The sequence below is a fragment of the Bradyrhizobium sp. CCGUVB23 genome, assembly GCF_024199885.1.
In the GTDB taxonomy this organism is placed as follows: Bacteria; Pseudomonadota; Alphaproteobacteria; order Rhizobiales; family Xanthobacteraceae; genus Bradyrhizobium.
Map to the genome: position 1 here is coordinate 5363240 of NZ_JANADQ010000001.1, position 24972 is coordinate 5388211.

Genomic DNA, 24972 nt, shown 5'->3' on the forward strand with positions numbered 1-24972 from the left:
GCGCGATTTTCCCCTCGCGGGGCACACCGGGGCACAAAAGGCGGGGAAAGAGTCATGCCAGAGCCGACCAACCAGCTAACACTCACCGATGCGGTGATCCGCAACGCCACGCTGCCGCTCGGCAAGACGCAACATTATCTGCACGACGACAAGCTGCCCGGCCTCGCCCTGCGCATGCGCGCCACCGGCGGCCGGACCTGGGTCTACCTCTTCACCAAGTCGGGGGTGAGGGGGACCCAGCGCAAGACCCTCGGCTCGTGGCCCAAGTATAATGAGAAGGCCGCGCGCAAGGCTGCCACCATCGCCGCCGGCGAGGTGGTCAAGGGCACGGACCCCAACGATGCGAAACGCGAGGCGAGACGGCAACAGGCAGCCGAGAAGCAACGCACCACACTGGCGGACCTCATCGTCGAAGATGGTCCCTACCAGACGTCCTTGACCGGACGTCAGGTCGTCAACTGGAAGCCAGCCATGTCGGCATTGCGGCGTGGGCACAGGCAGCACGCCGAGAGCGGCGTGGGCGACCTGACGCGGCGGCAAATTATGGCTTCAGTCGACCGCGTCGCCAAGACCGGCAAGCGCGGCGCGGCCAAGGACCTGCGCAAGCACACTCACACGTTCCTCGAGTGGTGCGTCGGCGAGGGTTATGTCGACCACAATGTGCTCGCTGGCTATCGCGAGCCCAAGGAAACTCGTGCGCAGAGGGTAGGACGCCGAACGAAGGGCCGCGCACTGAGCGATGAAGAAATCATCAAGGTTTGGCATGCGTCCGGCAAGCTCGGCACCTTTGGGCTCCTGACAAGGATGTGCTTGCTCGGCGGCGCGCGCCGGAGCGAGCCGACCATCATCGAGTGGCAGAAGCACATCATGGACGACCGGATCACCCTCGATGCGGCATGGACAAAAATGGGTCTGCACCACGATGTACCGCGCACGCGCCTCGTTGACGAGGTGCTTGCGGCTGCGAAGCATTTCCAACGCGCAACGTCCGACTATGTCTTCCCATCACCAAAGACCGGCGGCCAGATGTCGGGCTTCACCAAGATGGTCAACCGGTTGGTCAAGGAGTCGGGTGTCGCCAAGTTCACCATGCATGACTTGAGGCGCAGTCTCCGCACTGTCATGTCACGCTGCGGCTACGACAACGAGATCCAGCGGCTATGTGTCGGGCAAAAGCCGCTGGGAATCGATCAGGTCTATAATCACGACGAACAGTGGATCATCCGCAAGATGGCGTTTGAAGCAGCTCATGACTACATCGCGGAAATGGTTGGCGCGATCAGAGTCGGCGGGGCCGTGCGCCTGCAGCGAACGAATCCGCTCGATCCAATCAAGGCCGAACTGCTCGGCCGGCTTCGCGAACACTATGCAGTCGAAGCGGCTTAGTGGTTTGTCCGGCCAAATAGTCACGCACCGCATCGACACGATAGAGGGGGCGGCCGTCGACGTAGCGCCATTTCAGCGGATGGCTCGGATGGCGTCGCCATTGCTCCAGTGCTCCTGGCGTGCGTCGGATGACGGCGGCCGTCTCTAATGCCGTCAAGTTTGAGCTACCCGGCAGCGTATCGATATCGAACGTCGCGGGCGGCGGCACGCCACGGTTCTTGCGGCGGCGCTTCGTGACGCGCGGCATTTTCCGACTACTTGGCGAGCCTAACGCCTCCATCGACGTCTTTTCGTCCTTGCCGCTCATGCCCTGGTCCCGAACCACGATCAGTCTGAGGTGATAAGATCGTTGGCTGCTCTAGCAAGAAAGAAATCAAGTGCGCAGGTATGGCTGCAGGGTTGCTCTGGCGTACAAAAAGGACGAGCCGCTATCGATTGATCTGGGCGCGCCCGGGGGCTTTTCGCATTACGATCGAGCTGAGGAGGAGCATTGGGATCGTCCTGCCACTGGAGTTGGATGGAGTACCGCTAGCAAGTACTGTGATTGGTTAAATGCGAAGTTGGGCTTGCTGCAGGGAACGTATCGCACTCGATCACGCATTTGCCTGCGACATCGCTATCACTAATGCGCGCGGCGGGTGTCTTCTTAACCGGTCTCGTCGTGCAGTCGGTCCCGCATCCCGCTGCGCGACGCTATGCTGATGCCCTTGCGGCTGCACTATTGTCGGCCTCTGCTCTTGCGCCGGCCTTCTTGGAAGGTGTGCGAATCAGACAAACTGTGGTGCCTACCGTGTCCAAAGATGTTCACGCGGATGGACAGAAAGGTTCATCAAAACGGCATTGAAAATAGCTTCTTCGCAATCGAATATGCGAGCTTGCATATTTCAATCTGCACAAAAGTAGATTTCGATCCGTTTTGTGGTCCAGCACATTTTTCCTGACAGCGCCCCCTTGCCAACCATTCCAAAAAAGGTCCACATATCTAATTCGCCCCGCAAGACAGCTCTAAACCCTTCTTCAAGGAGAGCTGTGTCATGGATAAGCTGGAAGTCTACCTGGGGCCCGTCAGCTTAAACGCCCAAGGAACGACAGCGGTCATTGCGGCGTATTTGATTGTTGTATTGTTAGTAGGGTTGCGTTTCCGAAAGTGAGTAGGCGTCTCCGGACGATCAAGTTGCCTCAAGCAAGCGCGGACATATCGGCGCTAGTCAGTCGCAACCCCATATCGGTGGCCCTACCGGCTTTCAGCGCCTTGGCCACATCGTCCAAGATGCTGCCGCGGAACTTCTCGAAGATCTTGAGGTAGTCCGCGTTCGGCCGCTTCTCGCGAAACCGGCCGAGATCGTCGGTGGCTTCCTGCGACAAGTAGACTGTGACCGCATTGCCTTGCCGTTCGACTGCGAAGGGCAGGCCATCCCACATCGTCATCACCGTCGGAGGCCGAATGACCTGCGGCCGCCCGGCAACGAGCCGGATGCCCGGACCGGCCTCGGGTGAACATCAATGAAGAGCATGCCGGCATTTTCGATGGTGCGGTGGATCTCGTCGGCCGCCGATGTGTCGAGCGGCCGCCGCTGGCTTTCGACGTCGCGCACCGTGGTCAGGCTAACGCAACTCAGAGACCAAATTCATCATCTCCGATCACCCTGTCACCGTGTACAACCGTCGCTGCGGGCCGCGTTCGCAATGGTGCCGCGGCTTCGAGGACCCTGACATGCGGTACAACGGGACGCACACCATATTTCCGCTGTCTTTAGACAAGGTTCTCATCCTCACCAACTTGTCGTGGGTGCGCGAACTCACCGAAGTATTTGATGGCTCGGCGAAGGCAGCCATGCCGGCGGCTCGGAGGCTACCGCCAAAATGAGCGCGCGCTCCTTCGCGACAAGGTGCTGTACATCTCCGTTCTTTGGCGGGATCGTGCGACAAAGGCGACGGGCTGCGAGATCCTGAAAATGCAGCTCGGCAAACCTCTCGATGCGCTTCTGAAGCCGGCGCAATACAAAGCATCGCGGGGGCTGGGCACGATGCGCCGCGAAGGTCCTGATCATCTTGCAGACACATACACCGCGTCGTCGCGGGAGGCAGCGTGCGAGGCTGCCAGGACTATTCAGTTTATTGAAGCGGCCCAACTGATCCGGTCAAAGGCGAAACGATCTTTCCCTCGAGGACAGTTCCAGCATCGGATGCCGGGCTCCGATCACGATGCAGCGTGGTTCGATCCCGCAGCGAAGACCTTCATCCGCACCAATGAGCCGTATGCCCACAGCGTTACTCGCGAGCAGAACGAATGGGCCGACCGACATGGTTGGGCGGTCGCGGCTTCGCCTTGGAAGGGAATGTATGCCCCGCCAAAATACGACGCGATGTTGCGAATTTCTGGTTCAGGATACTAGATGCTCGCGGGCGGCGTCTTTGACCGCTGTAGCTCGCACTGTTCAGGAGCCTACTCTCCATTCTCTTCGATTAGGGGCGTCTCCAACGCAGGTATTTCCTGCATGGCGCGCCCAGCAATCCCCTGAAGGTCGCCATACATCCCGACGGCTGAATCAATCACACCTTGGATTTGTGCCTCGCGCTTCGCCCACAAACGCATGGTAGCTTTCCGCTCACGGTTGAGATCGTCCTGCATTTCGGAAAAGCGCTCGACAATGGCTTCGATCCGATGCCGGAATCTCGGGCCAGTGAGATACTCGTAAACGAGCTCTGTTTTGGTTTGCTGTCCTTCCCGAGACAAGCGGGTTGTCGCCAGCTCGATCAAGGATTGTCTGAGGACCGTGGCCATGGGGAGGGCAAAACGCGGATGAGCGACCCAAACGCCATCGATCAATTCAAAGCTCTCCACCCCCTTCGGCAGTGCCTCAGATACGAGTAGCGCCAGTTCCGCTTTCGCCGCGCGCTGATCACCTCGCAGCTTTGGCAGCCACGTGTCGCTCCAATTCTTGGTCCGTTTTGTCTCCCATAGAATGGCACCGCATTGCTGCCCCACGGGCCCCATCACCCGCTGTAGCAGATCTCCGCCAAACTCCCCTTTAGCGACCGGCTCCAGCACGTCGAGCGGAAAGCGACCACCCAAGAGTGTCTCAAGTTGCAATTCTAGAACCTCCCCCTGCAACTGTTGAGATCCTTGCTCGGCCTTGCGCCGCAGCTCCTCGATCTGTCGCTGCATCGACAGGATCTGCTCTTCCTTCTCGGATACCTTCAGTCGCAGACTGTCTTCCACATCCTTCTTGGCCTGTTCTCGAACAATAGCAAGCGCTTCTTGAACGCGCTGTTCGATAGAGAGTTCTAGCTCACGCCTAGCATCGTCAAGTTCACGCTGTTTGCGAAGTAGCTCGGCCTGGGCTGCCTGCGCTTCAGCTAGTTTGGTATCGCGTTGGGTGAGAACGTCCTGGAGGTCAGCGATTTCCTTTGCCTGAGATTCCAAATCGGTGGCCAGCGCACGCTTCGCCTTGCGCGCTTCATCCTGAGCAATGGACTGGCGCTCCGCTTTCAGCTTTTCTGCAACCAACGTGTCGACGCCTTCCTGCGCCTCCTTGACGGCCGCTTGCTGGACGCGAAGCTCGGCCTCGCGCTTGTCCAGCACGGCATCCCTGTCGGCAATCTTTTTCTCATACTCACGCTTCGTAGCCGCAATCAAAGGCGCGGCAAGCGATTCAGTGAGCTTGATTTCGGTGTGACAGTTTGGGCAGGTGATGGTGGCGTCGACGGTCATGCGCGATCGAAAGGATACTTGTCCTTGATGTTAGTGTTGAAGTATACCCCGTGCGAATTGGCGGCCATCAGCCGTTCATGCTCGAACGATGGGACATTGAAATAGCGATATACTGCTCCCCCCTTGAACTCAATCTCTAGCGTCGAGCTATCCTCATCATAACCAACCGAAACTAGGTTGGACGAGTTTACCACTGTCCGTTCCATGCCTATTTTCCCTTCTTACTGCGCTTCCATTTGGGATTTTGCGCACGCCACGGACCGCTGAGATTCACGTAGTCCTCTTGCGCTTTTGGCTTGGCCCATGCTTGCGAGACGCTCGGGTCTTCGCTGCTGGGCCTGGCCCCTTCGGGCGGCAACGTGATGCGGCAGCGGATCGGTAGTTTCGCAGCCTCTCCGGTGATGATGGCTTCGCCAGTCCTCAAAACCGGTAAGCTATCCATAAGTCCGCTCAGGCTGTCCGGCAGCGCAGATTGCACCTTGCCGCGATCCCCCGTATTGGAAAGGCGCAGGGCAATGAAGGTCCCGCATTGCGAAAGAATGGTATCGTCGATCTCGGACGGACGCTGGCTGACGATCATGGCGCCGACACCGAACTTGCGCCCCTCCTTGACGATACGCTGAACCATCGCCTTGGCTGGGCCATCGGCATCCTTACCGAGATAGCGGTGCGCCTCTTCCATAACCACAAGCAAAGGTCGCTGACGGCCGCCTTCCCCGGCTTCGCGGCCCCAAAACAGCGCCTCATATAAGATATTGAGAATGCCGCCGACCAGATGGTGAAGGACACCGCTCGGTATTCCCGAAAGGTCGAGAATGCTGATGGGCTTGTCTGCGCCAAGCCACGACTCCAGCAGCTCCGGCAGGTCCTTCTTCGCCTCATCGTTGAGAGCCGGCTCCCAGTCGCCCGGATGGAGCATGAAGTCGTACTGGCGGTCGAGTAAGCGGGATCTCATTTGGTCTAGCTGGCGCCGGACAGACAACACACCTGTCTTGTTGGCAAAGGGTTTGGCCCCTCCGGGACCTGGCAAGGGATAGACCGGATGAACGAGCTTCTCCGCATTCCCTGGCTTTTCGATTGCCGAGGTAAGTTGAGTGTTTTCGTTCCAGGTCTTGATCTCAGGGTCAATCAGATCAAACCACAGCTGCTTCAAGCTGAATGGAAGCGGGGTGTCGAATGTTAACGAATTGACGTCGATTCCGTCGTACTTTCCGCCCTTCGCCAGTTGCAGCTTCTTCGAAAGGATCTTGTCGGTAATCGCGGCGAATGCAGGGTCGGACAGTTTTCCCATCATGAACGCCAACATTTCCGTGGTGTCCGTGGCCCAGTACGGAATGAACAGCGGCTTTTCGTCCTCGGCGGGGGAAACGCGAAACACGTGAGCAATTTTCTTCAGGGACGTCGCGTACTCTCCATGGATGTCGAGTAGGAGGATGCGCGTGCTGGGGAAGTTGCTGCTGCCATCCGGCGAATGAACGATGGCGCGCAAAAGGCTCGCAATCGTCGTCGACTTTCCTGACCCCGTCGACCCGAGCACCGCGCTGTGTCGGGTTACGAGCCGGTCGAGATCGACATGCACCGGGATGCTTTCGGCGCCCGCGAGGCTTCCGATGACGACCTGGCCTTCTTCTGCGATACCGTAGATCCTCGCTAAATCTTCCTCGGTGACGAGGTGCACTTCGTCGTTGATCGCCGGGTACTGGCTGATCCCGCGCTCGAAGGCCGTCTCAACAATTTCTCCGACGAGCTGTACTGTTATCCAGCGCTCTCCGCGTGAGCTCAAATTCTCTGCGGCTTCGGGCGTCGCCGTGGCACCGACCTCCGCAATAATGCCGTAGAGATCGTGATAGCCTTGTGGTATCCGCACGAAGCTACCGACTTGGCCAACGCGATAGCTGCGCCCACCGATGATCGCGATGCCCGATGCCACGCCTTCGAATTGACGAACGCTGATTGCCGCTCCGGAGACAGCCCCGACATGTCCCAGCAGTGTCGGCGCAATCATGGTGCAGCCCCGGCGCAAGCCGACGGACCAATGGCAGCCGCGGGCGCGGTTATCGCCGGAGCCGCCTGCATCGAGCGAGAGGCGGCAAAGAAGCGGCCGAAGGCCTCAATAGCGCCCAAGGTGAACTGCGCCGGCCCGCCCGAAGTTGCTGTCGACCAATAGGTTGCTCTGATCGGCCCCCAATCTTTGCTGGGAAGCTCGGTTGGAATCCGCCAAGGTCCTTCGATACCATTGACGACCGCTTTATCAGGCGCGTAAACGCTGACATTGGGACGACGCCTTGCCAAGTCACACGCGGCCACCTCGTCGGCGAGAGATTTGTACTGAAAGGCGAAGACACTGGCGGAAGGATTCGCGGCCAACGCCTCGTCAATACGAGCCGAGACATGCGCGTCAGCGTAAGAGAATCCGATAGAAATAAGCAGGGTGTCCGGCAGCGCCAGGAAGCCTCGCAACCGATCGAACAATGCGGCATAGGGTGCTTTTTGGGTTTGGTCGTATTTGAGGTGCTCCGGAAAGACCAGATGAGTCGCGGCATGACTGCCGGTTCGGATCACTTCATCCTTGCCGCTCGCTTGCCATCCCAATGACCCGTGTAATTTCCATAGCCTCGTCCAACGCGCTGGAAGGTCATTTCCGGCCACAGAGACCGGGTCAAAAAATGGCTCGCGTCCGCCGGTAAATCCATCGAAATACGGCGCACGGACGGCTTCAAAGGCCTCCTCAAACAGAAGATCGTAATTCGTCGTGAAGATCTCGACTGGATGATCGCGCGATATTCCCGTGATCCAATTGACGAGGTCATTATAGGCGCTCCCTTTCACGGGGAGACGCACGTTCACGATCTTTCCGATCTCGGCGCAAATGTCCTCGCTGAAGACCTTGAAGCCATGGCCATCAAGGCCATGGATCTTCGACTTCCCAATGACCTTGCTGAGGGACCGGATGCGCGAAAGGATCGACTCGATATCATGTTTATCCAACTCATCCTTGAGCGAAGCGATCTGACTGCTGTACTTGGGCTCCAACGTCGCCAGGACCCGCTTTGTAAGTCCCTCGACAGCAGGGATAAGCGGGTACCTGCCGTCGTCCCTCGCAGTACCAGCTCCCGCTCCGGCGCCAACCAAAAGGCCGATACGCTTCCTGCCCTGCGCGATCATGGTCCGCAACGCGGCCATGTATTGGTCTGGATTATGTATGCTAATGCTCAAAACAATCCCCGTACGACAGTTCACCAAGGGCCCGCGATCAGTTCGGGCGAGAACTGGCTGTTGGCAAACCCGCCCAAAGAGGCGCCCACTGCATCTTATCGCGAATGCCTTCGAAGCTGCCTGCTCAAGTTTGAATCGCTAGCACGTGCATAATGCAGATTTCCGGCAAATTCCTCCCTCTTGCCGCTGTCAATCATTGTCGAATCGCGGTGCACAACATTGATCCGAAGCTCGCGATGTGCAGATCATGTCGAAGTGAGTCGGGGCGCGGCGCCAATGCCGCAATACCGCTAGGCTCCTCGTTCACTTGTGAAGTAGCCGCACCCGTCGAATTCATAGCTCCCTCGGCGTTCCGAAGCTGCGAAGATCAAAATCGCAACCGAGCTCGAGCGATTGACGGTTGGATCCTTTGCGTGACTCGGGGAGAAACGAAACGAGTCATAGAAGCTGGCTTGCGGGATCTGAACAACCATGGCTAAATGATCTGGTAGTTTAGATCCGGCAAGATCAAAGCGCGCCTTCGCTGGGTTCAAGACCTTATCAACCGAATTCTCCGGAAGAACCAGGTCGACCAATCTTGCGGATGAGGTCGATAAGATCCCTTGCTTGCTAGAATAAGGACAGCTCGCGGCTCGTTCCGGTCAGGATCGATCGAAGGCCGACCAATGCTACTGTAGAACGGCGCCAGGTCCCGCCTGATCTCTTGAAGGTCGACAAACCTGTCGATCGACCGCAGCAGATGGTCGGCGGGAATATGCTTCTCGAGCGAGAACTCGTAGAACAACGCAGCCTGTTCGACTTGCCGGTGCCCCATCATGATCTTCAGTCCTGCCAATTAGACAGACTGAATCATTGGTCCCTCTGCGTCGCAACAGCTGCCTTTTTCAACGGAATCGGCCCATCGCGATATTTGCTGCGGTTACACAAAGGCGGTCGGTAAGCTTGAGCCGTTACCTTAACTTCAGCACGACGTTGCAGCTCCCGACACAACCCGCATTCTAGGTGACGCTGGCCGTCCGACGAATTGCCGCCAGAATTTCAAGGCTAGCACGAGCCGCTGGCGATATTGGCTGGAAAAGCCGGCGGCTCACTCTGACGGCAGCACCGCCACAACCCCCCCGGCGATCGCCCGCGGCTGAATCGTGCATAGCGACGGTGCTACCGGAACTGTGCTGAAGCCGGATTTCCGGCGTGCTCCTCAACACGCGCGATGATTCACGGCGTAGGCAACCGAATGTTACCGCCCATGACCACTGCCATTGCGCCGATCAAGGGCATGGAGATATCCGATTGGCTACTTCGGGAGCACCGTCCTCGAAGCGCAGGAAAACACCAATAGCCGCGTCGACTTCTATATTGCGAAGACGAAACTCTATGAGCGTCTGCGCGGGCAATTCAACGCCCGGCAGGAGAAAGCCATTGCCCGTATGTTCAAAGAGGGCATCGATGGATTCAAGGGCGGCCTGAGCGCTGAATACTACATCAGCATCACGAAGGCTCCCCGCGCAACGGCGACACGCGACCTTCAGGACCTTGTCGCGAAAGGCGCTCTCACCAGAACGGGCGAGCTACGGCACACGCGTTACCATCTGAACCTTAGCGACCCAACGTCGTGAGGTAAGAGAAGGTGCGCGCATCCTGCTCCGTTCGGGTGCACGACGAAGGCGGGCGACCTTGAGCTTACCGCCGATCGCGGGATCGTTGTTGACGACCTCGGCGACGTCGTTGATCAGCTTTGCGTCACCTTGAAGGTTTCCGACTGCTTTGAGCCGATCTCGGCCTCGCAGTGATAAACGAACAGCCGCGGCAGATAGAGCATGCCCGCCATCCAGGAGATGACGGCGATCACATGCAGCGCCTTGATCCAGGGCTAACTTTACGGGCGCGGTCGCCCCATACTACGAATTGCAGGAAGAACGTGATTCTCTTCCTGTGATTTTTGGGGGGTGAAATTGGCTGACACTGATTTGCCGAAGAATTGGGAAGGTGCGGCCCGCTGGTTTCTTGGTGGCACCATTGTCTTTGCCTCGGGATTTGAGGCCGTCGTTCTCTTCTGGGAGGGAAAGTTAGGTGCGGCGGCCAGCAGCTTTGTGGTCGCCATCATCCTTATGGCAATCCTGATTTATTGGGATGGTCTGAAGTCAAAAATGCCACGGCTGATGACCGCGCTCTCGGGTGCGGTAGCCGATGCCAGGTTATGGGCGGTATTGCTTTTGACGCTCGCAGCCTTTGCTGGCATTCCCAATTATCAAAGAGAACCGAATACCTGGATCTATGTGCTGCCGCTATTCATCGGCCTCATTCTCTTTCTTGCTGGATGGCGATATCTTGGTCCCATCAAACAACCGCTAGTCGCAGCGGCTCAGAGCACCGCCGCAACTCAACCGTTGGACACTCAGACCCGACTTGATCTGATTCATCTACTCGATTTCAGCGTCAACGAGACAACTTACTGGATGTTGGATCGGCTTTTGGACACCGCGGACTCACCCGAGGTAACCGACGGATTTAGCGGCGGCGTCAATACAGTCGAAGCCCACAACTCTCGACAGTTCTTTCTGGGGCATGCTCGACAGGAAATCGGAGCGGGGACCATTCGAAGGTCTGAGTTTGAAAATATGTTGCGGAGCGCTGAAGTGGATGCCGAGCGTGAGCTGGAAGCGACTCCACAAGACCAGCGGCCGGCGGAAATCGACTCGCTCGTCCTGAGGAGATACATGATTAGTGACCTTCAGTTCCGCCGCGCCATTCTGTTCATTAGGCATCAACGGCGCGAGATGAGGGACAAGCTGGTGGGGCAGAGGCATCGACTCGTCGAGTTTCTGCAACAGCGCAGCCCATAGTGATTGTCGTATTGGTGCGCCATTCAGAGCAAAACTACGAACTTATATGTCATTGAAGTGTCGATGTAATTTCTGCTGTCCGGCCCTACCCGAGTGAGACGAGCACAGATTGTTTCGCTGCGCCGAGCAGATGATTCATCTACTTTGCAACAGCACCGGACCGCCCGTTTAAGTCGGGGGAAGGTTTAACCCCTCGTTGAAATTGCCCCCTGCTCGAAGCGCGCCCGCTTCAAGATCACCTTAGATCGGCAGATCGGCGTGCAAGCAAAGCTCAGTTGAAAATGCAAAGCGGAACTGCGCGGGGTGCTCCAGGCCGAAGTTCTTATTTTGTTCTTGACTTGAGGTTCATCGATCGACAGAATCGACACAACGATTTAGTTGTGTCGTGTAGAACCTGAGTTTGACCCGGATACTGCTATTTACCTGCGGGAGTTCACTCCATGAACTGGGGTTCCTTTGCCGCGCGGTTCGGCTGGAACAACCGAAGACGCTTCCTTCTCCGCGGAATGCATCGCGCTTTAAGCAATCTTCGTGCGGCCGGCTGCGTCGCGGCGATCATCGATGGCAGCTTCGTGACCAACAAGGAGGAGCCCGGTGACTACGATCTCGCTTTCGATCCTATGGGCATGAACGGCGGTCTCGTCGATCCCGTACTGCGGCGCCACGACGACGGGCGAAAGGCCATGAAGGCGAAATATTTCGGGGAAGTATTCCCGTGGGGAGCGGAGGCCTGCGCGGTCACGCGGCTCATCTACCTCGACTTCTTCCAGCGCGACCGTTCCGGCGTAGCCAAGGGCGTCGTGCTTCTCGATGTGAAATTATTGCCATGATCACGAACGCACGCCAACTTCAGATCTCGAAGGCGCAGGCCGAACGATTCCGCAAATCGCTCGACGCCCTCGAAAGCGGAGAAGCAGACGGGAGCGGTCTGGATCCGTTGATGAAGAAGACTCAGATCGATGCCGTCCGAGGTCAGCTCAATAGCCTGCTGAGTGAGATCGGCGAATACGAGAATCTCCGAAGCGGAAGGATTCCGACCATCGAGCTGGACTCGTTGGCCGAGCTTCCGGACGGCCTCATCCGAGCGCGCATCGCTGCCGGCCTCACGCAGAAGGAGCTGGCGACGCGCCTTGGCATCCGCGAACAGCAGATCCAACGCTACGAAGCCTCCAAGTACGAGGGTGCGACCTTCTCGCGGATCGTGGACGTCGCAGATGCGATAGGACTGAAGGTACGCAAGCGTCTCGAGATCATGCAGACTCGCTCGGCAGAGGCCGTCATCGAGCGTCTGCGCTCGATCGGACTCGGAAACGACTTCATCAGACGCAGGATATCGCCGGACGTTACCCTTGACGAGAACGGTGCCCGGGAAATCGTAAAGCGGGTCGGTTCGATCTTCGGCTGGTCTCCCGAAGTCCTGTTCGGGTCCGGAACGGTCGATCCCATGCAGTTGGGCGGGGCAACCGCGCGATTCAAGATGCCGAAGGGGCGCGACGCACGCTCGGCGTTGGTCTACACGGCCTACGCCTATCGCCTCGCGACGGTTTGCGGGACCGCGATGGCGTCTCGTCCGCGCCGCCGCGTGCCGACCAGTTGGCAGACGTTCCGCCACGAGTTGGTCCAGAGTTACGGCGAGGTCGAATTCAAGTCGGCGCTCTCGTTCGCTTGGGACATGGGAGTCGTCGTGCTTCCCCTCAACGACAGCGGCGCTTTCCACGGCGCATGCTGGCGTGTGAAGGGCGTCAACGTAGTAGTTCTAAAACAAGCGGCGCACTATTCCGCGCGTTGGCTGTTCGATCTGCTGCACGAATTGCGACATGCGGGACAGTCGCCGGACGCCGAGGAATTCGAAGTGGTCGAAGCTTCCGAAACATCGGACGAGCGGCGGAATTCGCGTGAAGAGCAGGAGGCCAGTTGGTTCGCCGGACAGGTGTCCCTGGACGGCCGAGCGGAAGAGCTGACCAAGGAATGCCTCGCGGTCGCCGACAATGACTTCCGGCTGTTGAAGCGGTCGGTGGAGGCGGTCGCCGCTCGTCGGCAGGTACCCGTCGGCCAATTGGCGAACTACCTGGCGTTCCGACTGTCCCTGCAGGGGGAGAACTGGTGGGGCGTCGCGACGAATCTGCAGGACAAGAGCTACGACCCACTGGTCCATGCGCGGAACGTCTTTTTCGAACGATTCTCCTTCGACGAACTGTCGCAGCCCGACTTCGAATTGTTGAGCCTAGCCTTGCATGATGAGGTCATCCATGAGTGAAACCGTTTTTCCGGGCGAGATGCCGAAGCTCGAGCCGCTCAAGGTGCACTGCACGGACACGCGGTGCGAGGCGGGATTCCACTGCTTCAGCCCAAACAGGCGAACCAAGGACTGGCAGAAATCCTACGAAGGGCAGTGCCAGTTCTGCGGCCAAAATCCGGTGGACTGGAAGAAGGTGAAGACGCGCGATCTGTCCGACGTCGAAAGCACCTTCCGCGAGCTTTCGCGCGAATGGATCCGACATACATTCTTCGACGCGCCCTTCGATGAAAAGTCCAAGAGAGAGGCGCGGGAGCTGGGTCTAGAGGGTCTTAAGGCAGAGGTGCGCCCCCTGCTGGAGAAGAAGATCAGACCGGAGAAGATTTTCCGAGACGGCACCCAGACCAAGAAGGAAGGTAGTTCAATCTTTTACGCCCAGCATGCCACGGCAACGTGTTGCCGAAAATGTCTGGAGTATTGGTACGGCATCGGCCAGAAGCGCGAGCTCACCAAGGACGAACTGGACTTCTGCGAGGGTTTGGTCGTCGCCTACCTCGATCTAAGGCGCGACGAATTGTTCGAGGAAGCAGATTCCGACGTTGAGGCGGCGGAGGCTGGGTAATGGTTCAGACGATCGACACGGCTTCGTTCGCGCGGAGTATGCGCGAACGAATAATCAGGCCCGCTTCGCGGGAGATCCTGATCGCAATATTGGCTGGCTCCGATCAGGAGCAAGATCTTACCTTGCCGACCAATTGCGAGGGTCTCGGGCGGGTTCATCACTTCAATCGCATCCGTTCCTGTTGGCCCGAAAACCCTCTTCCGATCGATCCTGCGTCGAAGGCCTTGGATCTGTCTCGCGTGGATCGGCTGCAGGCCCAGGTATTCCAGAACGCGGCATGCGCGTGGCGCTGTTGGTACTGCTACGTTCCCTACAATCTTCTTTCGGGCGATGCTTCCAAAGGGCGCTGGATGACGACGGACGCTCTCGTGAAGCTCTATGCTTCGGAACCATCACCACCGGCAGTGATCGACCTCTCGGGCGGATCGCCCGATCTCGCGCCCGAATGGATTCCTTGGATGATGCGCTCGTTGCGCGACGCGGGGCTCTCGGAAAGCACGTATCTCTGGTCGGACGACAATCTCAGCACCGACTATCTCTTCACAGTATTGTCGGAAGAGGATCGTCGGACACTGATCGAGTACCGGAACTACGGGCGTGTTTGCTGCGTAAAGGGTTTCGACGTCGAATCGTTCTCGTTCAATACAACCGCAACGCCCGAAGGATACGAAAAACAGTTCGACATCCTTGGTCGATATCTGGAGCTGGGCATCGACCTATACGGCTACGTCACATTGACGGGCCCAGATCCGGAAGCCGCGAAAACTGGCGTGCCGAACTTGCTCGATCGTCTCCAGACGTTGAGCGAGCGCTTGCCGCTGCGCGTCGTCCCGTTGGAGATCGTGAGCTTCACCCCCACCGACGAGCGAACGAAAGCGGAGGGAAAGAAGTCCGAATTGGCCGATCGGGTGCAAAGAGCGGCGATCGAGGTTTGGTCGCGGGAGCTGGAGCATCGCTTCTCAAAATCCGAGCTCGAGCTCAACATCGCGGACGTCCCGATCCGATGACGACTATCAGCAGCCCGAAAGAACCGCTCACGTATGGAAGCCCGCCGGTCGGGCTTTCGACGGTTTTCGATTGCGCGACGTTCTCCGAACTCGTTCTTGCGACCGGGGGACGGCATCCGACCGAGATCCTGGAGCTATTGAGAGGACTCGACGCGCCGGATCCAGCACTTCGGCGGCATGTACAAGTCCTGATCAGAGACGCGACAACGGTCGTCGAGAGAGAGAACGACTTGCTTCCATGGCAACTGCGAAAGCCGATGCCGAAGCGCTATGTCACAGGTGCGCCCCTGCATCCGCGGGCTGTCCGGAAGAACCGGAAGAAGAAGTCATGAACGACTTTGCCGAGTACATGGAGCTGATCGTCGAGCCGACCTTCGAGGACTTTCGACGAAACGGCGGCTCGGTTCGACATGCCTACCTAGCTTGCTTGGCGATCTACCACGCCGTCGACCGCGCGGCGTACCCGCATGAGCCCAGCATGCTAGCCGAGCAATGGAGAACGGCGTCCATGGCCTTCATGCTCGTTGAAGAGGTGGCGCAGCATTTCAAACATGGTCAACGCCGTTGGGTGAAGAAGGCCAAAGCAAGGAATCCTGATGCGTTGCTTATCACGCACCCGCTGGGGTTGGAGGGCAGTCTGAAAGGACTGGAGACTCACCCTTTGTATTTTCAGGCCCGAGATGCGGTGCTGTTTCTGCGAGAGAAGGTGAAGCTTGCCGCTCAGGCACCATCGCCTCAATAGTCGCCTTAGGCAGCAATCCCCCGCGCTTCCATGCTGCGATAACGATCGCGCGCATTTCGACGGGAAGCGGATTCGTACTGAGACTCTCTCGCCATCATCTCGACCGGATTCTTGAACATACCGGGGTCTCAATCTCGGCTCGGCATGGCGACCGAACGTCAGGCCTCAACAGACAGCGAAACTCGTTGGGATCGCGACCGACTGGAAGCGATCGGTGCGACGGTGCGCTACTTCCACTACTTGATCGTTCTCTGCAGAAGGTAGAGCAAGGCTAATCTGTCTTGGCCGCGACGACTGAAGTGTCCCGGATCGGTGGGCGGAATGCTGCAATGCGAAGCCCAGATAGGCATACGCGCGTCACCCATCGCCGGGGCAGAAAGTCGCTCGCGGCCGGTCCCTTGGTTGCCGTCAATTCGGCGTCTGCTGTGTGACGGCATCGGTGCGGCCCAAGCGTTGCAACGAGTGCACCGGAATTTTGAGGAGCCGGGCTGCCGCGCTCGGGCGACCGCTCCGAGATACACCCACGAATTTGAAATGATCGTCCCAGGTCAATTGGTTGCGATCGAAGCTCTGTATCCAAACGATTTCGACTTCATCAATAAAGAACGAAAGCCGAGGTCCGACAACTCTTGGATCACATCGGTTCGGGACAAGAGACGGGATATTCGCGACCGATTTTGCGAATGGATCGAAAATTACATCGAAAAGAAAAATGAGCCGGCGCTCGATTGGTTGGTGCAAGAATTTAGAGCGCATTACATCAGGAGTTCTCCCATGAGATCTCCGCAGGCGTGAAGCGGGCCAGGGGGATCCTTGAAATGGCTAGCGCTGCAAGGCTTGCGGCAGGAGCTGGACACGATGATACCGCTCGTGCGGCAAGCGATGCGGCAAACCCGGGAACGCACCTTCCGCGGCAAACACGCGGGCATAGGACAAGCTCTTCAGCGTGTTCGGGCCCTCGACCGAGATCATTCGCAAGGGTAATCGCCGCGATGACCTTCAGCGACCAGCCTAATTCGGCGAGTCGGCGAGCAGCCGCGAAGCGTAGAGTATGCGGGCTGCATTGGGCCTTGATGCCCGCAGCCTTGGCCGAACTCATTGTTTGGTGGTGGCTAAGGCGGGGCCGAGGGCTGAGCCGGCCCCGTGTCCTCTATCACCGCAAACGCGGGGGCACGGTTCTGTACCTTGCGTACTGACCTATGCCTTTCGATCGCCGAGTTCAGCTGACCGGCCATGATGGGCAGCTTGTGCGCTAACCTGAATTAGGCGGTGACCCGGTATGAGATTGACAGTGCTCTGCGGAGATGAGATGCGCGAACGCATCGTAAGTTACGGCCGCTTGCGCCGACGACTTTCTGTACCGATGAGATCGGTAGGATGACGCAGCTTGTGCCGATCGTGGCCGCCCGACATCTCGCCGCTTTCCCGCGCCAAGTCCGATTGAACGATGCAATGCTGCGGGTTCGCCCCAAGAAATGCACGATACGATCGCAAGGGCAGCCCTAATATCGCCGAGGCCTATAGAGGTGATGTGTGCCGAATGCGCGCAACGTCGTATCCTCGCCGCGCGGTGTCATGCTCGACAGGCGAGTGTTTTCGTCCTAAGCTTCAATTTTAAGTAAGCGTCATTCGTTCAAATCATTATGGGGCAATCCCATGCCAGAACTTCGTCCGGCAGGTCCCTATCCGATCGAGGACATCAATCTTGAAACCTGGCTGGTGCGTTTCGACAAGAACGGCGTATGCACGTCGCCCGGCACCCGTGCGGCGTTGCTCGCGGCGCTGGCCGCGAAGCCAACTTCTCCAGTCTTGTTCTTCTCCCACGGCTGGAACAACGATTTCGCCGACGCCGTCAACCTGTACCGGACATTTTTGAGCCGCTTGCAGGAAGTGCTGCAGACCAATCCGCTCCCGCCGGGGCCGGCGCCGATCTTCGTCGGCATCACCTGGCCGAGCATATGGTTGCCGTCCGATAGCGGGCCGCAGATGGCTGCGGCGGGACCGACCGGGCAGAATCCGGAGACGGAACGAGTCGCTGTGGAACTGCTCGACATCTTGCCGTCGTCGACCGATTGGGACCGCTTCTATCAGCTCATCCATGCCGCCCGCTTGACGCAGGCCGAGGCGAGGGAGCTGGCCGGCATGTTGAAGCCGGTCGTCAAGGCGGATCCCGTCGGCCCCGACGAGGCACCAGCGTCCGAGGACAAGATCGTCGCGGCGATGAACGCGATGCAGACCGCGCGCGGCGGGACGCCGGTCAGGGACAATCTCGACGATCTCGGCACGGTGGGAGGGACGGCCGGAGCTGGACCGGGAGCGGCCGGCATCCTCAGCTATCTCGACCCGCGCTGGGCTGTCCGCTTGGCATCGCTCTACATCATGAAGGACCGCGCAGGTACGGTCGGATCCAACGGCGTGGCGGCGCTGCTTCGCGACATCAAGCAGTCGACGCAGGGGTCGCTCCACATGGTCGGTCATTCCTTCGGGGCGAAGGTCATGTTGGCGGCGCTCGCCGCGCAGCCGGCTGGGGGCCACCCCGCGCGCTCGCTGCTGCTGCTGCAGCCGGCAGTATCGCATCTGAGTTTTGCGGCCACCGTGCCGGGCCGGGAAGGACCGGGCGGTTATCGCGGCGTGCTGGACCGCGTTGTCAATCCGATCGTCACGACCTACAGCAACCACGACATCCCGCTGCACAAAATCTATCATCTAGCGCTCTTGCGTCGCGAGGACCTCGGCGAGCTGCAGATCGCAGCTGGCGAGACCGCGGCCGGCAATCCGCCGAACGCCTACGCGGCGCTGGGGGGCTACGGGCCTCGCGGCGCGGACCAGCGCCTCGTCAATACCATTCCGGGACCCGGCGAGACGATCGATCTGGCCGGCGCGCGCCTCATCGGGCTCGACGGCTCCGTCGCCAACCGGATCGATTCACATGGCGGCGTCGCAACCTCGTTCACCGCCTGGACGCTGCGTGCCCTGATGGCCTTGCCGTGAGACCGCGACGATGATCTCGCTACAGACCACGCTGTCGGACTTTTTGAAGGCGATCCCAAACCCGTTCGCGAAGAGCAATCCCGACCTGATCGTCCTGCGCACGACGCTGACGCTCGGGGAAGACAGGCCGAAGATCGTGTTCGATCTCACCGGCTACGGCGAGATCAGCGAGCAGGGCAGGCGGACCTGGCGGCTCGCGCTCGACGAGATCGGCGTCTCCGAGCATCTGAGCCCGGACCAGGCGCACGACTCGAGTGTGCTGAGCCTTCCGCTTCAGCTTCAGGACGGATTGAAGGCGGGGCTCGCGCTGATGAATCCCGCCGCCGACCTGCCGCTCTGGCTCGATTTGGTACGACCCTACGGCTTTTTGGGCATCTTGCCGTGGGAGCGCGTGCTCAGCGAGCTGCTTGCGCGTCCCGTTCTCAGGCTCCCGGATTTTCTAGTGCGTCCGAGCGAGAACGCGGACGTGCTGGAATCTGCCATCCTGTTCGACCCGCCCCCGTCGAACACGCCAGACAGCGCCATCGACCAGCTCAAGCTCATCGTCGGCGAACTGCTCGCCGGCTCGCCGCGGGCCCAGACCCGGATCCATATCTTTCCCAATGCCGGCTGCGCCAAGGCGCTGGCAAATCCGAGCGTCAAGCTCGACAAGCGCGCCTACGTTCACGTCGCAAGCGAGAGCACGAGCGCCGCGGTGGTCTCGCTCTGGTTCGACTGGATCTGCGCGGCCCTCGAAGGCCAAAGCCTCGATGCGGTTCACTTCGTGTGCAGGACAAGAGCGACGGAGAGCGCGGCGGTGCTGCTGTTGAGCCGCTCGCCAAATGCCGCGGAGGCCCAAACGCTGACGGCCGCCGAGATCGGCGACGTCGGGGCGGGCCTCGCAAGGCTCGGCGCCTGGGCGGCGATGTTTTCGCCGCCGGCGGGGGATACCGATCGCGCGGCGATGGCCTTCGTCGCCGACACGCTGGCGCAGAGTAGGCCCGGAGCGGTGGTGTTCCATCCCGCGGCGCCGGACTGCGCGCAAGATCTGCGCGAAACCTTCCGGTTTCTGTTCTCGCCGCAGCCGGCACAACCGCCGAAGCTCACCAAGGGGTTCCTGTATTGTCAGCCGGCGAGTGTCGCCGCCCATGCCGGCTTCCACGCCAAGATCGCGTCCACCGTCTTGCCGTCGGAGCTGCCGGAACTTGCCAAGCAGGCATCGTGGGTGGACCGCGCGCGCGCCAAGGCGGGGGTCTACATTCCGGCTCTCGGCCTCGATCTCAAGCAGGCGCCGGATTGGGCGTCCGCGGCGCAGCGCTATGTCGAAAGCGCTTCGCTCGACCAGCTTCGTCGCGTCTCGACCGACGTCCTGTTCAGCAAGTCCACGGCCGCGCTCGACCAGGTCAAGGCGGCCGCGCAAAGCGAGACTGTGCAGAAGACGCTCTCCGACATCCAGAACATCGTCGGAAGCTACCTAAAGCGGTCCGAGTGACGCTCGCAGGCAGGAGATGGTGATGCGCGACGCGCTTGTCGAAATCACGGAATGGGCCGGTGGCGGTCTCGCCGCGCGCCTGTTCCGCTGCCGCGTCGACAACCTGGATTTCGAATATCCGGACGCATTGACGTTTCAGCCGCTCACGCTCGATCCGGCCAAGCTGCCGCCTCTGGATACGGTCGCCAATGTCGAGGCCTACGGCACGAAGATTCGCTCCGAGCTCGCCAGTCATCCCGCCATCAAGGCCGAGCTGACCCAGATTTTCGGGGCGCCGGCGGATGCGCTGCTGAAGTTCTTCATCAGCCTTCCGGCGGGCGAGCAATATCGCTGGGAGACTCTGTGCGAGTCACCGCCCCGCCAGTTTCTCGCCCATCAATGCGCGGTGAGCCGGCTTGCCTCGATGAATGACAATCCGCCGGACGTGCGGACGTTCTCCGGCCTCATCCGGATGGCGGCGTTCCTGTCGCCAGCCGGAATCTTCGCGGCGAACGAGTTCGCCAGCATTTCCACCCAGGTCGCGGCGGCCCGCGCCGCTGGCCTCAACGTCGAGTGCACGATCTATCTCGGCGACCAGGATCTCTTGGGGCCGCCGGCCGCCGGATGGCCCGCCGGGATCAAGGTGGCGCCGATCCCGGGCGACGTCCAGGCGATGGACCGGCTCTTGGTGGAGAAACCAGTCGAGATCCTGCATTTCTTCTGCCACGGTGTCGTCACCGTCGGGATCCAGAACCTGGAGTTCGCGAACATCAACGACACCGACATCGCCGCGAAGTCGGGATCGGTCGTGGTGTCGCTGGAGCGCCTCAACCAGATCCTGATGCTGACCAAGACGACATGGCTGACCGTGCTGAACTGCTGTTCGGGCGGCAAGGTGGTGGAGCGGCTGCATTCGATGGCCCGCATTCTCACCAAGCGTGGTTCCCCGGTCACCATCGGCATGGCCGAGCCCATCTCCGACACGGACGCCTCCACCTTTTCCGCGGCGTTCTATGAGAAACTGTTTGCGGTGATGCGGGCCGCGCTCGTCGGCGCCGCCCCGAATTCGCTCGTTATGCTCGACTGCGCCTCAGCGGTCATTGAGGCGCGGCTTCGCGTGCACAACAAGTACCTGGTCGCGCCACCCGATGCCTTCGGCCGCTGGACGTTGCCGTTACTCTACGAGCGCGGCGCGCCGCTGGTCGTCAAGCTCGTGCCGGCCACGGTCACGATCGATCCGGAGATGAAGAGGCGCATCGACACGGTCGCCGGCATGCTGTGCGTGCTGCCGCCGTCGACACCGGCCCAGATGCGCGAGGATATTTTGGGTCTGCTCGACAAGAACCCCAAGGTGCCTGCGGAATTCCGGCCCAACGCTTTTGGAGTGATAGGCGCGGCATGACCGATCGAATCGAGCGGCAAGGGGCATTGCAGATCAACGCCTGGGACGGGTCAAAGGCGGTGCAGGACGCGCTGCCCTCGCGCACGCCATGGGCGCAGATCGAAAAGGCGGCCGCGCAATTGCAATGGCTCGCGCCTTCCGCTCCGGCCGACCAGCGCGACTGGACGCACCCGGACGTCGGCTGGGGTGTCGTTCTTCCCGACAATGATCAAATCAGCGCCGCCGAGAACGCGAGGGGCGACGACGCGCCGGCTCCGATCCGTGACCTGCTCAAGGTGCGCAAAGGCGCGCCGGTCCTGCGCTATCGCTCCGAGCTGCAGCAGGGGTATTTGCGGCGGTACTATCCGGACATGCCGCCGCAGGACCTTTCGGTGCAGGCACCCAATTCGGGGATCGGCAAGGGCAGGATCCCGCAATATCTGCTGATCGTCGAATCTCCGCGGCAAATTCCCTGGGCGGTGCAATACGCTCTCAACATGTCGACCTTCGTCGGCCGGCTCGACCTTCCTGACGAAGGCCTGCGCCGCTACGTCAATGCGCTAATCAGCGATTGGGCCGGTCAGACCTCCGAGCCGCGGGCGCCAGTGGTGTGGAGCGTCGACTACGGTCTGTCCGACATCACCTGGCTGATGGCCGAGGCGATCGCCGGCAAGCTCTGGCAGGAATTCCTGGCCGATAAGGACCTGAAGGGGCGGGTTCGCTTAAACGCACGCGAGGCCACCGGGGCGGCGCTCAGCGCGGCGCTGCAGGAACGAACACCTTCGCTTGTGGTGACGACCAGCCATGGAATGACCGCTCCGCTCGACAACGAAGCCGCGCTGCGGTCGCAGCTCGGCTTTCTCGTCGACGTCGAGCAGACACCGCTCGGCCCGGCGAAATTCGTCGACTGGCATCCGTCGGGCGCGATCTGGTATGCGCACGCCTGCTGTTCCGCCGGGACGGACAGCGAGTCCCGCTACAAGGACCTGCTGCCTGCGGATGGGGAGATCGGGCGGATGCTCAACGGCGTCGCGCGCGCCGCCGGGGCGACGGTGGCGCCGCTGCCGAAGGCGCTGCTAGGTGCGCCGCGCCCGCTAGGGGCTTTCGTCGGCCATGTCGAGCCGACCTTCGACTGGACGTTGCGCGACCCCAACAACAAGCAGGTCGTCACGCATGTGCTCAGGGCCGCGCTCTACAAGAATCTCTATCAGCAGGACAGGCGCACACCGATCGGCTACGCGCTCAAGGACGTCTTCAAGGAAGCCGGCGCCTTCTACGGCGGATGGCAGATGGCCGTGAAGCAGATCAACGACAATGTTGCCGGGATGCGGGACTGGGCCCTCTATCGCAAGCTTGCAGCGATGGATCGCCAGACCACCGTGATACTCGGCGATCCGACCGTGGCCATGCCGCTGCTGCACTGAGAGCGGCGCCGCGCGCCGGCCGGCCGGCGCGCGTTCGAGACTAATCAAGAATCCCAATCGGATCGCTTATTGCAAATGTCCTCCGCGTTCATCGTTTCTACGAAACTCCGCCAACGCCTGGCCAGCCTCTCCGGGCCGGCCCTATCGAAAGTTTTCGACTGTCCTAATTCCTATTCCGAAATCTTCACGCTCGCATATGTGGCTACGAAAAGCGAAAACGAGAACGCAGAATGTGGCTTTGCTACCTATCGACGAGAGCGCTCATCATCCTACAATTGAGGAGATGGACACGCTTAAGTAGAAATGGTATTTCAGGCAGGCAGTGCAAACTGCGGTTTTGCGTCGTCTAATTTCAGTAAATGAGACCGTCTTTGGTTTTCGGGGGACTCCATTGAGTGCTCAATTTCTCCGCCAGCCTGTCTTCATGATTTTCATCGGTTTGTGGTCTGTATCACAAGCCTCGGCAGAATTTTTCATTAAGGACAAACTGCGCGAATGCCGTAAGGCAATCATTTTTTTCGACCAGCGCATATCGCCCGAGGGGATCAGGATATGACGCAGGTGAAGGACGGCGCATTCCTGCACGAAGACAACGTCAAGGAAATTTTTGCGTCGCTGAAATTTCGTCATCTGGAAGTCAAGAACCGCCTTTTCCGCTCCAATCTCTCGGGGATGTTCGACGAGTACAATGGCTATGGCGGCCATACCCGTTTGAATTGGGAAGAAAAATTCGCCAAAGGCGGCATCGGCTGCATCATTTCGTCCTACACACCGGTCGCGGTGCGCGGGCGAATCCTGATCCGCTACGCGATGATCGATCACGACGACAAGATCCCGTTCTGGAGCGAGGTCGGCAAGCGCGTCCATGCGTACGGCTGCCATTTCATCATGCAGCTCAGCCATTCCGGCCGCCAGCAGGACATGGGCGGCGTCGAGAATCTGTACAGGAAAGCGCTGAGCTCGACGAGCCAGAAGGATTACTTCCACGGAATATTGGCGCAGGCCATGACGGCCGGCGAAATCCGTCAGACGGTCGAGCAATTCGCGCAAGGAGCGCGACGCGCCAAGGAAGCGGGACTGGACGGCGTCGAGCTGCATGGCGCCAACGGATATTTGATCACGCAATTCCTGAGTTCGGGGATCAACGATCGGACCGATGATTATGGTGGCTCGGTCGAAAACAGAGCGCGCTTCGTCCTGGAGATCGTACGCGCCATCCGCAAGGAAGTCGGGCCCGATTTTCATCTTCAGATGAAAATCAACGGCGTCGATCACAATGGCTGGCTGTATCCCTGGAAGAAGAAGGGCAACACGCTCGAAGACACGCTGACCATCTGCAAGCTGTTGCTCGACGACGGCAAGGGCGTGGATGCATTCCACATCTCGAGCGGCTCGACCTTTCCCCATCCGCGCAATCCGCCGGGCGACATTTCCGTGCAGAATCTCAGGCGCTGGTATGGCGGCATGCTCAATTCGGGCGTTCGCGCGCGCTTCAATTTTGCCATTTTCAACAATCCGGTCGGCGGTCCGCTGTTCAACTGGTTGTGGCGTCTGCGGCGGGGCAGCGTCATCGAAGGCATCAACGCCAGCTACAGCAAATACCTTCGCGACGCGATCACGCAGATCGACCCGAGTATCAGATTCATCTGCACCGGCGGCTTCCAGCACGCTAACGAGATCGCGAAGGTCATCAGAAGCCACGCCTGCGACGGCGTCAGCATGGCCCGGCCGCTGATCGCCAACAATGATCTGCCGAAGATCCTGCGTGAGGCCAACGGTCCGATCAAAGGAAAAGAGTGCACGTACTGCAACAAATGCCTGCTTAACGATCTCGCCAATCCTCTCGGCTGTTACGAGGTCTCACGCTACCCCGGCGATACGTTCGACGAGAAGTGGGACAACATGATCGAGGAGGTCATGTCCGTGTTTCAGCCGCCGCTTTTCCGTTGATGATCGCAG

General features: G+C 59.7%; 19 protein-coding genes and 5 pseudogenes. 16 read left to right on the forward strand and 8 right to left on the reverse strand.

Going from position 1 to position 24972, the window contains the following annotated elements; genetic code table 11:
* Positions 1-54 precede the first annotated feature (54 nt).
* Complete coding sequence (locus NLN62_RS24880; protein ID WP_254110563.1) at positions 55-1386, forward strand: integrase family protein; 1332 nt, start codon at positions 55-57, stop codon at positions 1384-1386.
* Here NLN62_RS24880 and NLN62_RS24885 read toward each other — a convergent pair.
* Together NLN62_RS24885 and NLN62_RS24890 are read right to left on the reverse strand one after the other, a co-directional pair.
* Positions 1331-1693: a hypothetical protein gene (locus NLN62_RS24885; protein WP_254110564.1), complete on the reverse strand. Its 363-nt coding sequence runs from the start codon at positions 1691-1693 to the stop codon at positions 1331-1333. The genes NLN62_RS24880 and NLN62_RS24885 overlap by 56 nt on opposite strands.
* 872 nt (positions 1694-2565) lie before the next feature.
* Positions 2566-2808 (reverse strand): hypothetical protein, encoded by a 243-nt coding sequence (locus NLN62_RS24890; protein ID WP_254110565.1) that lies wholly within the window; start codon positions 2806-2808, stop codon positions 2566-2568.
* A gap of 467 nt (positions 2809-3275) precedes the next feature.
* Between NLN62_RS24890 and NLN62_RS24895 the strand changes: the two genes are divergently transcribed.
* Complete coding sequence (locus NLN62_RS24895; RefSeq protein ID WP_254110566.1) at positions 3276-3782, forward strand: hypothetical protein; 507 nt, start codon at positions 3276-3278, stop codon at positions 3780-3782.
* Between the two features lie 50 nt (positions 3783-3832).
* Here the strand turns inward: NLN62_RS24895 and NLN62_RS24900 are convergent, their stop codons facing one another.
* The 5 genes and pseudogenes from NLN62_RS24900 to NLN62_RS24920 all read right to left on the reverse strand — a co-directional run.
* On the reverse strand, positions 3833-5101 hold the full coding sequence (locus tag NLN62_RS24900; protein WP_254110567.1) for a DUF2130 domain-containing protein: 1269 nt from the start codon (positions 5099-5101) through the stop codon (positions 3833-3835).
* Positions 5098-5307, reverse strand: a complete 210-nt coding sequence (locus NLN62_RS24905; RefSeq protein WP_254110568.1) for a KTSC domain-containing protein — start codon at positions 5305-5307, stop codon at positions 5098-5100. The genes NLN62_RS24900 and NLN62_RS24905 overlap by 4 nt, the downstream gene beginning before the upstream one ends.
* A 2-nt stretch (positions 5308-5309) precedes the next feature.
* Complete coding sequence (locus NLN62_RS24910; RefSeq protein WP_254110569.1) at positions 5310-7106, reverse strand: ATP-binding protein; 1797 nt, start codon at positions 7104-7106, stop codon at positions 5310-5312.
* The gene (locus NLN62_RS24915) at positions 7103-8284 is read right to left on the reverse strand and encodes an SIR2 family protein (RefSeq protein ID WP_254110570.1); all 1182 of its coding nucleotides are present in this window, start codon (positions 8282-8284) and stop codon (positions 7103-7105) included. The genes NLN62_RS24910 and NLN62_RS24915 overlap by 4 nt, the downstream gene beginning before the upstream one ends.
* 673 nt (positions 8285-8957) lie before the next feature.
* Positions 8958-9134 (reverse strand): annotated as a pseudogene (locus NLN62_RS24920) (IS5/IS1182 family transposase); the annotation flags it as partial.
* Between the two features lie 478 nt (positions 9135-9612).
* On the opposite strand from NLN62_RS24920, the pseudogene NLN62_RS24925 reads away from it, so the two are divergent.
* Positions 9613-9933 (forward strand): annotated as a pseudogene (locus NLN62_RS24925) (DUF4172 domain-containing protein); the annotation flags it as partial.
* A gap of 119 nt (positions 9934-10052) precedes the next feature.
* On the opposite strand, the pseudogene NLN62_RS24930 reads toward NLN62_RS24925, so the two are convergent.
* Positions 10053-10181 (reverse strand): annotated as a pseudogene (locus tag NLN62_RS24930) (CopD family protein); the annotation flags it as partial.
* An 88-nt stretch (positions 10182-10269) separates the two neighbouring features.
* Here NLN62_RS24930 and NLN62_RS24935 point away from each other — a divergent pair.
* The 13 genes and pseudogenes from NLN62_RS24935 to NLN62_RS24995 all read left to right on the forward strand — a co-directional run bounded on the left by NLN62_RS24935 (position 10270) and on the right by NLN62_RS24995 (position 24963).
* Entirely contained in the window at positions 10270-11160 is an 891-nt protein-coding gene (locus tag NLN62_RS24935; protein WP_254110571.1) for a hypothetical protein, read from the forward strand.
* Positions 11161-11588: 428 nt separating this feature from the next.
* Positions 11589-11990, forward strand: a pseudogene (locus NLN62_RS24940) (hypothetical protein); the annotation flags it as partial.
* Positions 11991-12214: 224 nt separating this feature from the next.
* Positions 12215-13417 (forward strand): helix-turn-helix domain-containing protein, encoded by a 1203-nt coding sequence (locus NLN62_RS24945; protein ID WP_254110573.1) that lies wholly within the window; start codon positions 12215-12217, stop codon positions 13415-13417.
* Positions 13410-14018, forward strand: a complete 609-nt coding sequence (locus tag NLN62_RS24950; protein WP_254110574.1) for a DUF4186 family protein — start codon at positions 13410-13412, stop codon at positions 14016-14018. The genes NLN62_RS24945 and NLN62_RS24950 overlap by 8 nt, the downstream gene beginning before the upstream one ends.
* A gap of 239 nt (positions 14019-14257) precedes the next feature.
* Positions 14258-15025, forward strand: a complete 768-nt coding sequence (locus tag NLN62_RS24955) for a radical SAM protein (RefSeq protein WP_254110575.1) — start codon at positions 14258-14260, stop codon at positions 15023-15025.
* A gap of 328 nt (positions 15026-15353) precedes the next feature.
* The gene (locus NLN62_RS24960; protein WP_254110576.1) at positions 15354-15767 is read left to right on the forward strand and encodes a hypothetical protein; all 414 of its coding nucleotides are present in this window, start codon (positions 15354-15356) and stop codon (positions 15765-15767) included.
* A 321-nt stretch (positions 15768-16088) separates the two neighbouring features.
* The gene (locus NLN62_RS24965; protein ID WP_254110577.1) at positions 16089-16562 is read left to right on the forward strand and encodes a hypothetical protein; all 474 of its coding nucleotides are present in this window, start codon (positions 16089-16091) and stop codon (positions 16560-16562) included.
* A pseudogene (locus NLN62_RS24970) lies at positions 16529-16695 on the forward strand (ISNCY family transposase); the annotation flags it as partial. The gene NLN62_RS24965 and the pseudogene NLN62_RS24970, both read left to right, overlap by 34 nt.
* A 728-nt stretch (positions 16696-17423) precedes the next feature.
* Complete coding sequence (locus tag NLN62_RS24975) at positions 17424-18758, forward strand: hypothetical protein (RefSeq protein ID WP_254110578.1); 1335 nt, start codon at positions 17424-17426, stop codon at positions 18756-18758.
* Between the two features lie 10 nt (positions 18759-18768).
* The gene (locus NLN62_RS24980; RefSeq protein ID WP_254110579.1) at positions 18769-20229 is read left to right on the forward strand and encodes a hypothetical protein; all 1461 of its coding nucleotides are present in this window, start codon (positions 18769-18771) and stop codon (positions 20227-20229) included.
* A 22-nt stretch (positions 20230-20251) separates the two neighbouring features.
* Positions 20252-21610 carry a CHAT domain-containing protein gene (locus NLN62_RS24985; protein ID WP_254110580.1) on the forward strand — a complete coding sequence of 453 codons (1359 nt, stop codon included), beginning with the start codon at positions 20252-20254 and terminating at the stop codon, positions 21608-21610.
* The gene (locus NLN62_RS24990) at positions 21607-23013 is read left to right on the forward strand and encodes an Rpn family recombination-promoting nuclease/putative transposase (RefSeq protein ID WP_254110581.1); all 1407 of its coding nucleotides are present in this window, start codon (positions 21607-21609) and stop codon (positions 23011-23013) included. The genes NLN62_RS24985 and NLN62_RS24990 overlap by 4 nt, the downstream gene beginning before the upstream one ends.
* A gap of 552 nt (positions 23014-23565) precedes the next feature.
* On the forward strand, positions 23566-24963 hold the full coding sequence (locus NLN62_RS24995; protein ID WP_254110582.1) for an NADH:flavin oxidoreductase: 1398 nt from the start codon (positions 23566-23568) through the stop codon (positions 24961-24963).
* Positions 24964-24972: the final 9 nt, after the last annotated feature.